Source organism: Saccharicrinis fermentans DSM 9555 = JCM 21142, assembly GCF_000517085.1.
GTDB lineage: Bacteria > Bacteroidota > Bacteroidia > Bacteroidales > Marinilabiliaceae > Saccharicrinis > Saccharicrinis fermentans.
The window spans coordinates 5,146,563-5,162,692 of record NZ_KI912107.1 but is presented as its reverse complement, the minus strand read 5'-3'; the positions used below and the strand labels follow the sequence as shown (position 1 = coordinate 5,162,692).

Genomic DNA, 16,130 nt, shown 5'->3' with positions numbered 1-16,130 from the left:
GGTGACCCGTTTCATCAAATAAATTTTACTTTTTGATCCACAAAGATACCTCCCCTCCCAAAGATTCACCTGTGAATAAATACCATAAGTATGTATTATCATTATAAAAAAACTTCAATAACCAGCACTGAGCACTTATTCTCCTTTATGACTATCATTGGCATCATTAAGGACTGCAGCACCATATTTTGATGGAGCACAGCCAAACTGGGCTTTAAAGCACTTACTAAAATAAAAGGGATCTTCAATCCCTACTCGCCAGGAAACTTCTGAGACATTATATTTGCTTTCAAGAAGAAGTTCAGCGGCTTTCTTCATCCTTTTTATTTTAATCAGGTCATTGGGTGAGTAACCGGTTAACCCCTTTACCTTTTTATAAAAGATGGTTCTTGACAATTTTGCTTTCTTTGTAAACTGCGTAACCGTAAAATCAGGATCACTCAAGTTTTTATCTACAATATCATTTATCAACTCAAAGAAGCGCTGATCCTTTTCTCCCGCACTAATAATTCCTTTTTTAACATCCATATCAATGCAAAAACGCTTTTTAAGTTTCTCTCTTTGTTCTATCAAAGCATACACTCTGGATATCAGATATTTTAAACTAAAAGGTTTCATTATATACTCATCAGCACCACATTCACTTCCCTGAAGTTTGATGGCTTCTGATGATAATGCGGTCAGCAAAATAACAGGAATATGACTAGTCTCAAAATTATCTTTCAACTTCCGCGTCAATTCCAACCCGTCCATCTCAGGCATCTTAACATCACAAATTATCAAGGAAGGATTCAATGTCAAAGCCTTTTCTAATCCTATTTTACCATCCTCTGCCACATCCACATTACAATGATGCGTCAATTCTTCTTTCAGGTATTCTCTTATGTCATAGTTATCATCAATGATCAATATTTTCCATTGGCGGGGGGTCGCTGGCCTGTTAATGGCATGATCTTCATTATATTCTGCTTGGTCCACAAGCCCTGCATTCACATCTTCTTTCTCAATAAAGCGTGCATCAGTATAAACGGCTGCATCCGAAGGCAATTCCACAGTAAATATTGAACCTCCCTGCGGGTTTGGAGAATAGTTGACAGTTCCCTTATGAACCAGAGTAAACTCCTTCACCAATTCCAAACCGATACCTGTACCTTCGGCCGTAAAATTCAATTTCATAAAACGACTAAAAAGAAGATCTCGTTTATCTTTGGGGATACCCACCCCTGAATCTGCAACACAGATAATGCAGTTCCCACTTTCAGGATCTTTTGTTATGCGACAAGTAATCTTACCATTCACCGGTGTGAACTTAAACGCATTGGAGAGTAAATTAAATAATATCTTTTCAACTTTATTTCGGTCTATATACAAATCCCACTTATCCTGGATCCCCTCAAAAACATAATCTATTTTTTTTTGAAATGCACTTTCTTTAAAAGTATAATAAGCATTTAGTGCAAAATCTCTAATATCTGTCTTTTCTAAATTCAGGGTTAATACATTATTCTGTAACTTCCTGAATTCTAACAACTGATCAATCAGTCGCGACATCTGAAGAGTATTACGAGAAAGAAGAGCAACATTTTTCTCCACCTCAAGAGGAAGCGCTTTCATATCGATCATTCGTTCAATAGCGCCTTTAATAAGCGTTAACGGAGTTCTAAATTCATGGGAAATATTTGTGAAAAAACGTAATTTATAATTGGTCAATTGTTTCTCCATCTTAACTGCGTTATTCAGCGAATTAATCTTCACTAAAAACCTAAAAAAGACAAACATAAGCATGGTGATACACAAGGCATAAAATAAGATGGCATAAGTTGACTTCCACGGTGGTGGTAAAATGACAATACGACAAGAGGTAAGCTCTTCATTCCATTGTCCATCGGCATTGGAACCCCTTACCTTAAAAACATACTCCCCATCCGGCATATTTTTATACCTAGCCCAATTATTATTAGCCGGCAAGCTCCAGTACTGATCATACGACTCCAAGTTATAGGAATATTTATTTCTGAGAGGATCAGTTAAATCCAGACAGGAAAAATGAATGGTGAAAGTATTTTGATCATGCTTTAAAACTACTTCTTTGGCAATACCAATAGACTTTTTGAGTGGTGATTTATCCGCACCTATTTCTAAACGCTGGTCAAAAACAAACATATCTGTCAATAATACCTTAGGTGCAGCATTATTCACAATCGTGTCAGAAGGATCCAACACCAACAAGCCATCTAAAGTTCCCCAAAGCATTTTACCATTCTCTTGCAGTAAACAGGTATTTTCGCTATAAAAATTACCATATGAAGTATTGGAAAACTGATAAGCCAGAAAGGTATTTTTATCAGGCTCAAAATGAGCCAAACCATTCTCTGTACTAACCCATAACGCACCATCCTCTCCTTCTAAGATAGAAGTGACAATATTAGAAGGTAAGCCCTCGTCTTTGGTATATTTAACAAAGGCTCCTTGCTTATCTGGATTATTCTTATCCAATAAATTCAACCCACCTCCTGCTGTTCCAATCCACAATTGTTCATATTGATCTTCATAAATAGTTTTTATATCATTACAATTCAGTCCAACCGAATGCCCTGGATTATAAGTATACACAGTATAAGCTTCCGGATTTTCAGAGACCTCCGCCGGATCAAAGCTAATAAGTCCACCATAACTACCTGCCCAAATAATCCCCTTGCTATCCTGTAACAAGCAACGTAGATATCCTTTGTTTTCATGATGATTCAAAAAATGGCGAAAACTAAATATACCATTTGTTTCTTCAACTTGGTCCAATCCACCTCCAAAGGAAGCTACCCATATACGCCCTTCATCATCTTGAATAATATCAAAAATAGAATTATTACAAAGGCTATTTTCGTTAGCCTGCTGAGAAAAATGATATAATAACTGATGGTTCTCTCGGGAAAAAACATAAATACCATTCCCCTTCGTTCCCACCCAAAGTCGTCCTTTAACATCTTCCATTATCGTATATGGATTAATAGACTTTCGCACTAGTTCTTTGAACTTAAAATCAGCATCATATAGATACAAGCTACCATTCTTGGTTCCCAACCAGATCTTTTTATCTCTATCCTGATGCACCACACGTACATTATTCCCTGTTCCTATAGAAACAGTTTCTTCTGGTTTAATATATTCAATCGTAAACTTTCTCTTGGTCACTTTTATAACACCGGTATATTCACATCCTATCCAAATATTCCCAAAATGATCTTCAGTGATCGATAACAAATAATCTGATGCCGGACTATTAAAACCCTTTTTATATGTATAGTTAACCAATTCATCATTTTCCACATTATACCTGTATAAACCATTTCCATAGGTGGTAATCCAACAAATACCTTGCGTGTCTGTAAAAATATTATACCTGCAGTCATCAATTACTTCTGCAATGCTGTTCGATACTAATTGCATGTTCTTTGTTTGACACGTGGATGTATTGTAAAAAAGCATGCGCCCCGATTGATCGTAGATCCATAAATTATTAGAGGCATCCTGAATAATCTGAGGAGGTGTACTAAAATGAATACCTGAAGCGAAAGTATTTTCAGTAAACAATCCGGTCAATAAATCTACCTCCAACAGTTGACGTTCTCGTGTAGAAATAAGCAATGTATGCTCATTTAAGAATGCAGATTCAAGAAAAGAAAAAGAGTTGGGCGCTTGAAAAGAAGAAAGAAACTTCTGTTTTAGTATATCGTACCTGAAAATATAGTTCTTCCCCGTCAGGAAATACAAAATTCCGTCTTCTTCAATTACATTACGAAATTCTCCCAATGCCTGCTTATTATAATATTGAGTAATCTCTCCCGACTCACTAACGCTGTTTAATCCTTGCGAACAACATACCCAACTCGTATTGTTTCTATCCTGAAATATAAAATTAACATTGGTTTGAGATAATTTATTCATGAAATTATCGGACTGAAAAGAAACTTCCGGAATACGTGCTGCATTCTTTTGTATTTTAATACAGCCATTATCTCCCCACAACCATATATCTCCCCCTGCAGTCTCAACATAGTTAGTATAAAGAAGCGGTATTTTAACATCACGATATCTAAACTCAATGAATTGCTCTTTATTAGGGTCGTAGCAGCTAAAAGAATTATCGTATGTACGAATCCACAAATACCCATCACTATCTTCAGATATCTCTCTTATTCTTTGATCCGATAAATTCGTATTGACTCCTGGTTTTGGTTTGTGGGTGATAAAACGGCTACCATCATACCTCACCAATCCATCAAGAGTACCAAACCATAAATAACCCTTCTTATCCACCAAAACACTTCTTACTGTATTTTGCGACAAGCCATCCTTCGTGCTTATTTGAGTGAATAACAATTCTTCTTTTGCATATATTTGAATAGAAAATAAAATCGATATGACATAACAGATAACCTTCCGCATTTTTCCCTTTTTATAACAAAATTATTCTATTGATGAACACAAGCAAGCTAATCATCCATGTGTAACATATGAAACGAACCATAAAAATCATCTCACACAAGGGTATGATTAATTTCGACAAGTTCCATATAAGCATTGAAAACTCACCTTAAACATATAAAACAATAAATATAGGTAAAATGCAAAAACATAAACTTCAAAATACCAATTCTTACAGGAAATTGTATGATAATCCATTCATTTGAATACCCATTAAAATTACCTTGCAACTATATATAATCAATCTATATTTAAGCAATGCTCGTAAACAAAAACTTAGATTTAAAAAGTATCACCGTTTGGCTTTTCTTTATCATAATACTTAGCGCTTGTGCTAAAAAAAAAGAAGTTTACTTATTCTCATATTTCACAGACAATGGCCAAGACGGACTTCATCTCGCCTATAGTTACAACGCACTGGAATGGCACACGCTAAACGGTGGTGATTCCTTTTTAACACCTACCATAGGCAAAGATCGGCTCATGCGCGACCCAAGTATCGCCCGAGGTAAAGATGGCACCTTTCATTTAGTATGGACTACAGGCTGGTGGGATAAGGGCATTGGATATGCCTCTTCCAAAGATTTAATAAACTGGTCTGAGCAAAAGAACATCCCGGTGATGGAGCATTTACAAAGTACCAAAAACACATGGGCGCCTGAAATATTTTACGATAAGAACAACGACTTATTTTATATTATTTGGGCTTCCACGGTTCCCGAATTGTTCCCCGAAATTAAAACCTCAGCCAATGAGAAGGGCTTGAATCACCGTCAATACTATACCACCACCCGTGATTTTAATTCATTTTCTCCCACTAAGCTTTTCTATGACCCTGGCTTTAGTGTTATTGATGCAGCCATATTACAACGAGAGTCGAATTATATGATGGTGATAAAAAATGAAATGTCTATTCCCGAGGAAAAAAACCTCCGTATATCATTCACCCACTCTTTAGACCAAGGATTTCCAGTTACACTTTCAGAAAACATTTCCGGGAACGCATGGGCAGAAGGCCCCACAGCGCTAATGGTGAACGATTATATTTACATTTACTTTGACAAATACCGGGAACATCAGTATGGAGCCATCAGGTCAAAAGATGCACAAACATGGGAAGATATTTCTGCATCAATTCAGCTTCCCAAAGGAATTCGTCACGGCACTGCCTTTTGCGTAAGTGAAAATGTTTTAAATAAGCTTTTAAGCAAGAAAACTTACCAATAATTCCTTATTTAGTCTTTGCAAGAAAACTCCAAATACTGCGTTATTCTCATTTTTGAAACAGTCATTTACCATCAGTAAACTCCTTGGTTTCAAAAATATCGAAAGCCTTGTCTTTGAAGCTTTCTTATTAAAGACAGAAAAAACAGTCGTTTTCTTGCAGCCACTATTTAAGCCACTTTCATCTATTATCACCCTATAAATTATCAAATGAAACGATTAGCTTTTAAAATGTACCTAAACGATGGACAGAAAGAAATATACAAACAAAGACATAACAAAATATGGCCCGAACTAAAAATGCTTTTAAAAAACGCGGGAGTTCATGAGTATTCCATATTTCTTGATGAAGAAACCAATGTATTATTCGCCTTCCAAAAATTATCTGGAGACAAAGGATCTCAATATCTGGGTCAGACTGATATTGTAAAAAAATGGTGGGCTTTTATGAATGACATAATGAAAACCAATAACGATAATTCTCCTGTAACGATAGAATTAGAAGAAGTATTTTATATGGAATAAGAGTTCATATCATTTCAGGTGTCCATTTCTAGCAACCGTGCCTCTTAACTCCGAGGGGTTACATCCTATTTTTTTCTTAAAAACCCTGCTAAAATAATGAACACTATGAAAGCCAAGATCATAGCTAATCTCTTTCAAATGCTTATCAGAGGTTAGAATAAGTTCTTTAGCACGTATTAATTTTAAATCTAAATGATATTGATGAGGAGCTATACCCGTGTATTTCTTAAACATCTTTCTAAAATAAGAATATCCAATGAAACTATCTTCTGCAAACTTTTTCAAATCGACCTTCTCTTCTACTTTGTTTCGCATATGAAACCGGGCTTCTTGTATTAATTTCTCGATGGGCTTACCCGAAAAATTACGTTGTTTCTGCCATGCTACAATATATCCCAGTAGTTTAATAATATGCCCCGAAGCGATATGCTGATTTCCTGGTTCTTCATTTTTCACCAGTTCAAATATCTTATCGTAGGCATCTATAAAATCTTCTCGCATACCACAATGTATTACTGATTGACCCAACAGTACTTTATTCTTTTTAAGAAAGTGATCAGCCAGAATACCATCAAAACCAATGTAATGCTCTACCCATCCGGTTCCCTTAGTGGGCTTGTAACGATGCCACTCTCCTTTACGAATAATCATCAAAGAACCAGGTTTAACACTGAACTTCCCTTTTTTATTTTCTAAGACACCTGATCCGCCCGTGACAAAATTAATCTGATACTCCTGTAGAGTTCGTCCATTATTCCATGTGAAATAATATCCGCTGGGGTGCTTTGGCGACGGATATATCACTCCCGCAGGAATGGTTGACCTTCCTGCGACATTTAAAAACAACCCCCAGTCTCTGTCCTCTTCACTGGCCGACACATATTTAAAAAAATCCTTCATACCTAGTCCAAAAAGTGCAAAAGAAACGCCAGTTTGTGCATTGACCGAATGCCCTGTGGTCCATACTTTTGCTATGATAGTATTACAATAAAAAATAAAAGTACCAATTATAATATACTAAAGTCAAAAATATGCAAGCATTATTCGGAATTATTTATCATTCGTTGGGAGGTTTTGCCTCTGGTAGTTTCTACATGCCCTTTAATAAAGTGAAAGGGTGGTCATGGGAAATTTTCTGGCTTTTTGGCGGCTTATTTTCTTGGTTAATAGTACCACCGTTGATGTCATGGGCTACAGTACCTGACTTCTTAACATATATTATATCAGCGGAAGGAACGATTATACGTGCTGTTTATTTATTAGGAGTGTTGTGGGGCATTGGAGGATTGACCTATGGCCTAGGTGTCAGATACTTAGGAATGTCTCTAGGAAATTCTATTACCCTAGGCTTTTGTTCGGCATTTGGCGCGTTAGTACCTCCTATTTTCTATGATATCAGAGGCATGGAAGGAAGAACGACCATAACGGATATGCTGCATAGCACAGGTGGCATGGTCGTTCTAACAGGAGTAGTAGTAAGCCTGATAGGAATTGCGGTATTAGGGAGGGCCGGAACTATGAAAGAAAAAGAACTATCTGAAGAAGAAAGCAAAGCCAGCGTAAAAGAGTTTAATGCAGTTAAAGGTATCACAGTAGCCATCATATCAGGGATTCTAAGTTCATTCTTTAATTTTGGTATAGAAGCGGGAAAACCCATTACTGAAGCAGCGGTAGAAGCTGGGAGTAATCCTCTTTTTGTGAATAATATAACTTTTGTGGTAATTCTTTGGGGGGGCTTAACCACCAACTTAATATGGTGTGTATATTTAATTAGAAAAAATAAAACTTTCAGCGAGTATTTCGACATCAGCAAACCTCTCAAAAACAACTACCTGCTATGTGCATTGGCAGGAACAACATGGTTCTTACAATTCTTCTTTTATGGCATGGGAGAAAGCAAAATAGGAAGTGGAGCGAGTTCCTGGATACTACATATGACCACCATCATACTTACTGCCAATGCCTGGGGAATTTATAATAAAGAATGGACAGGGGTTCAAAAGAGAACATTATCAACCTTTATTATAGGTCTGACTTTAATGATATGTTCGGTATTTATCGTTGGAATAGGTAATGCCATGTAATAGCTTGAACCTAGCCTGTCCTATTCATAAATTAGCTTTAACAGAGTGAACTAAAAATAAATAAGCAAAGGTGAATAAAGTGCACACTTCTTAAGTATGAAATGCTACATCACATTGACTGGTAAGAAATACATTCTAAAAAATTAAAATATTTATACATTATGGCAAATAAAGAAATAATAGCAAAGGCCTACGAAATAGCCAAAGAGCAATACGCAACTTTGGGCGTAGATACGGATGCCGTATTAAAAAAAATCAATGAGATAAAAATAAGTCTTCACTGTTGGCAAACAGATGACGTGTCAGGTAGTGAAAATCCTGATGGCCCCCTTTCCGGAGGCATTCAGGCTACCGGCAACTACCCAGGGAAAGCGCGCAACGTAACTGAAGTGATGGCCGACCTGGAAAAAGTAATGTCAATGTTACCCGGAAAACAACGCGTGAACGTGCATGCACTTTATGGAGACTTTTCTAAAGGCAAGGTCGATCGTGATAGAATCAGCGTAAAACAATTTCAAGGATGGATTGACTGGTGTAAAAAACAAGATATTGGCATGGATTTTAATGGCTCCTTCTTTTCTCATCCAAAAGCAGGTAGTGGCTTTACCTTATCTTCAAAAAACGAAGAGATACGTAAATTTTGGGTAGAGCACTTAAAGCGCTCTCGTGAAATTGCAGCAGAGGTGGGCAAGCAATTAGGTTCACCTTGTATACTAAATACCTGGATTCCTGACGGCTCAAAAGACACCCCTGTCGATCGCAATGGCATGCGTTCTTTGTTGACCAAATCTTTGGATGAAGGTATGGCACAAAAATTCCCTAAGGAGCACATGAAAGATGCTGTTGAGAGTAAAGTATTCGGTATCGGCGCAGAATCTATGACTGTAGGATCACACGATTATTACCTGGGTTATGCCATAAAAAACAATAAGTTAATTTGTTTAGACAATGGTCACTTCCATCCCACTGAAGTAGTTGGAGATAAGATTTCATCTTGCCTTCAGTTTGTTGACGAGGTATTATTACACGTAACACGCCCTGTTCGATGGGATTCAGATCATGTAGTGACGCTGAACGAAGAAGTACAATTAATTGCTTCGGAGATTGTACGCAATGACTTTATAAACCGTGTAAACATAGGTCTTGATTTCTTTGATGCATCCATCAACCGCATTGGAGCATATGTGATTGGCACACGCGCTACCCAAAAAGCTTTTATGATAGCTATGTTAGAACCCACCTCAACATTAGTGAGGTTCGAAGAAAACAATCAAAACTTTGAACGCTTAGCACTACTTGAAGAATTAAAAACAAAACCATTTGGTGCTGTCTGGGATTACTACTGTTTACAAGAAGGGGTACCAATTGGTGAGGATTACATAACTGAAATACAAAGCTATGAAAATGAAGTTTTGTCCAGAAGATAATTATTAATAGAGTTGGGTAATTGTATTGTGCAGTATCATTCCTAAGCAATTTTTACCCACCTCTCTTGGATGCTTCAATATAATTCGACTCTCTACTCCTATGTTTTTGTTGATCGCCCTTAAAAATCTTCTTATGAAAAATAATCTCAATCATTTAATCAAAATATCTCAATCATTTGGTCAGAATCCCGCATATATCATTGCGGGAGGTGGCAATAGCTCCTTTAAAAACAAGGACAAAATGTGGGTCAAGGCCAGTGGTACATCAATGGCAATCATAAAAATAGATGATTTTGTGTGTTTAGACAGAAGAAAGATGCAAATCCTTTCTCAGAAAAAATACAGTAATGACACCTCTACAAGAGAGGTGGAGGTCAAACAGGATCTGCTAAACGCAGTCTTATCTCCCATAGGCAAAAGACCTTCGGTGGAAGCCAGCATGCACGAAATAATTCAATATGCGTACATTGTGCATACACATCCAACGGCTGTTAATGGCGTGTTATGTGCTAAAAATGCTGAGAAAGTAATCAATGAAATATTTGGTGATGAAGTGATTTATGTGCCCTATACCAACCCTGGCTATGCACTCTTTAAAGAGGTTCGTTTCGCATTGCAAAAATATCGCACCCGCAAAAACAAAGAAGCACAAATTATTTTTCTTGAGAACCATGGGGTATTCGTAGGTGCGAATACTTGTGAAGAAATCAATAATATCTACACTTTTATTGAAGAAAAATTAAAAAATGACATTCCTTATCCTTCCGACAAAAATGTACATGAGGATCTTGCACTGAAACGGTTTGCTGAGCAGATTAACATACAAAACAACGAAGAAAAAAAATACAAAATCATCGACAACAGTAAGTTAACACAACTATTCGTAAGAAATAGCACTGCCTTCTCAGAGGTGAATATTCCATTTACACCGGACAATATAGTGTACTGTAAATCTAAATATCTGTTTATTACAGATCAAGAAGATGTAAATATGAAAATTGCAGACTTCAGGAAAATCAATGGTTATTACCCCAAAGTGATCGCATACGAAGGTCACGGTCTTATCTGCATAGAGGACAACCTGCGCGCAGCAAAAATAGTGCTGGATGTTTACAAGGATATGATGAAGATTAGTTATTTATCAAAATATTTTGGAGGACCCAGACCTATGACCCAGATGCAGATTAACTTTATTGATCATTGGGAGGTAGAAAATTACCGCAGAAAAATATCTAAAGAAAATAAGTAATAATGATATCTAAAGCTATTGCAATATTTGACATTGGTAAAACCAATAAAAAATTTTTGTTATTCGACCAGAAACTGAAAATAATATATCAGAGCGAGCAAAAATTTAAAACTACGGTTGATGAAAGTGGCTTTGAGTGTGATGACATCATACATATTCAAAATTGGATAGTTGACACTTTAAACAGACTTATAGAGAATGCCAAGTATGACATTCAAGGAATTAATTTTTCAACCTATGGAGCATCCTTGGCTTTTTTAAATAAAGAAGGAGGCTTATTAACCCCCATATATAACTATTTAAAGGCTATCAATACTGATATTCAAAACACCTTGTTTGCAAAATATGGTGGAGTAAATGAATTCTGTCGTCAAACAGCCAGTCCTGCTTTAGGCCTACTATTAAATGCAGGCATTCAAATACTTTGGCTAAAGAAAGAAAAACAAGAGATTTGGAATCAGGTAAAAAACATTCTTCATCTTCCCCAATACCTCTCCTACATACTAACCGGTAAGTTGTGCTCAGAACCAACTTCAATAGGTTGTCATACCTTTATGTGGAATTTTGATCAGATGCAATACCACACATGGGTAAAAGAGCTAAAAGTAGACCTTCCCACTCCGGTAAACAATAATACCGTATACCATGCAAACATCAAAGGGAAGCCAATAAAAACAGGCGTGGGTATCCATGATAGCTCCGCTTCATTGGTACCCTATCTGGAAAATTCAACAGAGAAATTCATCCTAGTCTCCACAGGCACTTGGTGCATTAGCATGAATCCTTATAACAATGAACCATTAACCAGTCATCAACTAATGAATGATTGCCTATGCTTTTTAAGTACTCAAAAACAGCAGGTGAAATCATCCCGTTTATTCATGGGGCATTACCACGAACAATTCGTAAAAATGCTAAATACTTATTTCAAAGTCGATTCTGATTATTACAAAAATATTCCGTATCAAGAAAATTTAATTAAAACATTATATAAACAACTTGGTGATAATCGGGTTTTCTTTCCAATGGGGATAAACGAGTTCGAGAGAGGGATAAGCAAAATAGACTTATCCGTTTTTTATTCTTTTAATGAAGCATATTCCTATATGGTGATGGAATTAACTCATTTATGCATTGCTTCTATCAACCTCATCATACCATCAAACGATCAAACGGAGGTAATATATGTTTCTGGTGGTTTTGCTAGAAATCCAATATTTTTAAATATTCTAACAAAGCACTTTTCAAACAAAAAAGTCTTTACCTCAGATATTGACAATGCTAGCGCACTTGGTGCAGCATTGGTAATTGCAGATCAAATAGATGGATTTGGCATGGACACAAATGAATTCATGCAAGAAATAAGACGTTTGGTTTAATAAAATACATCAGAAAAAATTGGCCGCGAACTCCAAGAAAGTCATTCTCCAACATAAAGTAACGAGTAAGTCAGGTTCGTAAGTCCACTAAAAGATAAATTTAATTAGAGTATATGAAACAATTAGACGTAAAGTTAATGCACCCCAAAGTGCAGATAACAAAGGTAATTAGTAGGATCTATAAAAATGGGATGACGACTACCTCAGGTGGTAACATTTCCATTAAAGATGAAAATGGCGACATATGGGTAACACCATCGGCCATCGACAAAGGTACATTAACCGAAAAAGATATCATTTGTGTAAAAAAAGACGGCACCATAATCGGCGATCACACCCCTTCATCAGAATTTCCATTTCACAAAGCCATTTATGATGTGCGACCTGAAATAAAAGCAGTTATTCATGCACATCCACCCGCTTTGGTTTCCTTTAGTATCGTACGAAATATTCCCAATACGAATATCATTCCACAAGCCAAGGAAATTTGTGGTTCCATTGGTTATGCACCCTACGGCATGCCGGGTAGTGAAGAGTTAGGAGCCAAAATTGCAGCCCAGTTTAAGGATAGCAATAATATGGCAGTAATCATGGAAAATCATGGCACCGTATTAGGCGGTTCGGATATGATGGATGCTTACACTCGCTTTGAAACGCTGGAATTTTGTGCAAGAACCATCATTAATGCTAAAACGATAGGTGAGCCTGTTTATCTGACAGATGAACAAATCAAGTCATTTGAAGTGCAAATTCCATACGACATACCTAAGAATAAAGTGGTCTCCTACCCACCTGAAGAGCGCTCTATCCGTCAGGATATTTGCAATATTGTCAGACGAGCTTGTGATCAAGGTTTAATGATTAGTTCATATGGAACAGTATCGGTGCGTTGGAAAGACAATGACTTTTTGATTACACCTCCCAATGTTGCGCGCTGGGATATCATGCCCGATGACATCGTACAAATAAAAGATGGTAAAGCAGAGCCTGAAAAAACACCCAGTCGATCCTTTTCTCTTCATCAGAAAATTTACGAGATGAATCCTCACATCAACTCTATCATCCTTACACAACCACCTCATCTCATGGCCTATGGAACAACAGGTGTTAAATTTGATGTGAGAACCATTCCTGAAAGCTGGATATTCCTGCAAGATGTTCCTTGCCTGCCTTTTGGAACTCATTTTGAAGGCGACAATACAATACCTGAATTACTGAGCGAATCAGTGCCTTCTGTACTTATTTCCAATGATTCATTTCTAGTAACCGGTGATAAACTATTACAGACCTTTGATAGATTAGAGGTGGCTGAATTTAGTGCCAAATCACTGGTGATGGGAGCACCCCTGGGAACATTATTTCCAATCAACGATGCGCAAGTTGAAGCTTTAAGAAAGAAGTTTCTAGGCTAAGTAGAAAACACTACCAGCTAAAAAAACGAGCAACACTAAACATAAAAGTCGTTGCTCGCTTTTTTAACTCACCTTCACAGCCCCTAACTCTCCTACTTGCAGATAAAAAGTAAAACGACATTCTTTGGGTAGCAGTTTCAAACAATTCTGATGACATAACTCTGCTACTTGCTTATAAAAAGGCTCCTCCTCCGAAAAAGGAATTATATCTGTTATTGCATTGGCCAATTTTTGATTCTTTATTTGTTCCACAATCTCTTCTGCATAGCCGGCCTGCATAGCTAAATTGGCTATAAACGCAGGATTAAAAACCACCTTCTTACTATAAGTATCCATATGCCCCTCAGCAAGTTTTACGGCCTTCCCTAACATCAGGGCCATATTTATTTTGTCAATTCCTTCTTTGGCGGACAATTTTAAGGTTTCGCCCACCATATTTCCAAAATGAATAAAGGCCACCGAAGGCAGGTGCGAAAATGTTTCTTTCAGTCTGTTCTCACTTCTTTTTCCTGAGGTAAGAACAACCTCTCCACAGGTACTTTCAAATGCCACTCTAACCTGTTGCCGGATACTCTCCAGAAATGCTTTATTGGAATAAGGCTCTACTATACCACTGGTGCCCAAAATTGAAATACCTCCAAGCACACCAACACGCGAGTTAAAGGTTTGTTTGGCCAGCTCTTCCCCTTCCGGCACAAAGGGCTTAACAGCAAAACCATGTGCTAAACGATATTCCTCTATCATCTGACTTAGCATGTCCGTAATCATTTTACGAGGAACTGGATTGATCGCCGGCTCACCAACTTGCACTTGCAAACCAGGCAAAGTGACTTCACCAACACCTTTACCCCTCTGAAAATGAATACCCACAATATCACTGATGGATAGCTCACAACCAATCTCTTTGGCATGTGTAACGTCGGCATCATCACCTGCATCCTTCACCACGACACAAGCTGCCGATTTTTCACTTAGTTCCTGCGAAAAAATCACCAGTCTCACTTTCTCTCCTCCCGGCAAAACCACCTCTACCCAGGCAGGAAACGCTCCTTCCATCAATGCGATACAACAGGCTTTGGCACATGCCGCAACACAGGTGCCGGTTGTAAAACCTCTTCTTAAGACTCCTTCTTCTTTTAATGCTGATTTTTTTAACTCATAAAACAACTGTAAAAATCCCTTCGGATTATTCGCTACCTGTTTAAATTGCGGTAAAGCTGGTCTACGCACCACCCATAGCGGTATATTCAACTGACAAGCAGCCTGTACCTTGGCCTCAAAAAAACCCGACTCTCCACTCTCTTTACTCATAAGAAGTTCGGCATGCAGCTCTTTAGATAGAGCAACCAAACCATCCTTATCTCCTTCCGGTTTCATGGGTATAATATAATGAGAAGGAATACCCGATGCCTTGGCTTTCTCCCTGCTCAAAGCCGTATCTAAGATCCTAAAATAAAGCCGCTTACTCTCTCCGACCGACTTAAAGCGTTCGATCGTCTGCACCCCCGTTAAGGCCAATATATTTTCATACGTACTATTCAATAAGGCATTATTCATCTCCTCATACGAATCAAAATACCGCAACAAGGGAGAAGCAAACGAAGAATACTGCCGCTCATAACGAATCACCTCTATCTGCCTAGCCGCAGCAACGCAACCTATGTTGTGATGCAATTCCTTCGCAAAGGGATGGGCAGCATCAATTATCAATCGAATATTGTTTTCTTCACAAAAAGTATTCAGAGCCTCCTGATTCATAGCTCCAAATATCCTTTTCCCTTTAATTTGTTGATGCACATCTGACTTTGTAGAATAAAAATATGCTTGTCCTATCTGATCAAACAGTTCTGCAACTATCATCCCTTCTGTTGTTCCTCCAAAAACCAATACCATAATCCTTTTCTTAAATTTTCACTGTTTTATCTAAGCCCTGAAAAGACAAAAGTAAAAATTCATAGATAATTAAAAACCCTCATGTTATCATAAAACTTATTTGCGCAATCTATTTACCTAAATAAATTTTTTATATATTTGTCGCAAAATAATGGTGATTATCTCTTCTACAGTTGAGATAAGAGAGGGAATCCGGTGAAAATCCGGAACAGTACCCGCTACTGTAAGTCCGGGTTTTAATTGCAACAACAATTAAAATCTTTTGTATCTACACCACTGTTCGACAAAAATCGAATGGGAAGGTTACAAAGAAGGACAAGTCAGGAAACCTGCCATTGCAATAACTTTTTATTTTAAGCTTCCGGGAAAAGAGGTTAAAATTGTTCTGTGTTTTATTTGTACACTTGCTTTTACGAGCTACTTTTCTGGTTGCATAGAACCGTTATCTATGTATA

The 16,130-nt window shown here is 37.4% G+C and carries 10 protein-coding genes and 1 riboswitch; of the genes, 7 read left to right on the top strand and 3 right to left on the bottom strand.

Annotation, left to right across the window (positions count from 1 at the left end; genetic code table 11):
* Positions 1-135: 135 nt before the first annotated feature.
* On the bottom strand, positions 136-4,443 hold the full coding sequence (locus CYTFE_RS27550; protein WP_044212199.1) for a hybrid sensor histidine kinase/response regulator: 4,308 nt from the start codon (positions 4,441-4,443) through the stop codon (positions 136-138).
* A 297-nt stretch (positions 4,444-4,740) separates the two neighbouring features.
* On the opposite strand from CYTFE_RS27550, the gene CYTFE_RS0121270 reads away from it, so the two are divergent.
* Positions 4,741-5,709 carry a glycoside hydrolase family 43 protein gene (locus tag CYTFE_RS0121270; RefSeq protein WP_052343341.1) on the top strand — a complete coding sequence of 323 codons (969 nt, stop codon included), beginning with the start codon at positions 4,741-4,743 and terminating at the stop codon, positions 5,707-5,709.
* Positions 5,710-5,916: 207 nt separating this feature from the next.
* Complete coding sequence (gene rhaM / locus CYTFE_RS0121260; protein ID WP_027473477.1) at positions 5,917-6,231, top strand: L-rhamnose mutarotase; 315 nt, start codon at positions 5,917-5,919, stop codon at positions 6,229-6,231.
* Between the two features lie 9 nt (positions 6,232-6,240).
* On the opposite strand, the gene CYTFE_RS0121255 is transcribed toward rhaM, so the two are convergent.
* Positions 6,241-7,131, bottom strand: a complete 891-nt coding sequence (locus CYTFE_RS0121255) for an AraC family transcriptional regulator (protein ID WP_027473476.1) — start codon at positions 7,129-7,131, stop codon at positions 6,241-6,243.
* A gap of 131 nt (positions 7,132-7,262) precedes the next feature.
* On the opposite strand from CYTFE_RS0121255, the gene rhaT reads away from it, so the two are divergent.
* The 5 genes from rhaT (at position 7,263) to CYTFE_RS0121225 (ending at position 13,782) form a co-directional block, all read left to right on the top strand.
* Entirely contained in the window at positions 7,263-8,315 is a 1,053-nt protein-coding gene (gene rhaT / locus CYTFE_RS0121250; protein ID WP_027473475.1) for an L-rhamnose/proton symporter RhaT, read from the top strand.
* A 161-nt stretch (positions 8,316-8,476) separates the two neighbouring features.
* Positions 8,477-9,742: an L-rhamnose isomerase gene (locus tag CYTFE_RS0121245; protein ID WP_027473474.1), complete on the top strand. Its 1,266-nt coding sequence runs from the start codon at positions 8,477-8,479 to the stop codon at positions 9,740-9,742.
* A 133-nt stretch (positions 9,743-9,875) separates the two neighbouring features.
* Complete coding sequence (locus tag CYTFE_RS0121235; protein ID WP_027473473.1) at positions 9,876-10,991, top strand: class II aldolase/adducin family protein; 1,116 nt, start codon at positions 9,876-9,878, stop codon at positions 10,989-10,991.
* Between the two features lie 2 nt (positions 10,992-10,993).
* Positions 10,994-12,370 (top strand): FGGY-family carbohydrate kinase, encoded by a 1,377-nt coding sequence (locus CYTFE_RS0121230; RefSeq protein WP_027473472.1) that lies wholly within the window; start codon positions 10,994-10,996, stop codon positions 12,368-12,370.
* Between the two features lie 113 nt (positions 12,371-12,483).
* Positions 12,484-13,782 (top strand): class II aldolase/adducin family protein, encoded by a 1,299-nt coding sequence (locus CYTFE_RS0121225; protein WP_027473471.1) that lies wholly within the window; start codon positions 12,484-12,486, stop codon positions 13,780-13,782.
* A 63-nt stretch (positions 13,783-13,845) separates the two neighbouring features.
* Here the strand turns inward: CYTFE_RS0121225 and cbiD are convergent, their stop codons facing one another.
* Complete coding sequence (cbiD, locus tag CYTFE_RS0121220; protein ID WP_027473470.1) at positions 13,846-15,675, bottom strand: cobalt-precorrin-5B (C(1))-methyltransferase CbiD; 1,830 nt, start codon at positions 15,673-15,675, stop codon at positions 13,846-13,848.
* A 135-nt stretch (positions 15,676-15,810) separates the two neighbouring features.
* Positions 15,811-16,026: riboswitch (cobalamin riboswitch) on the top strand.
* Positions 16,027-16,130 lie beyond the last annotated feature (104 nt).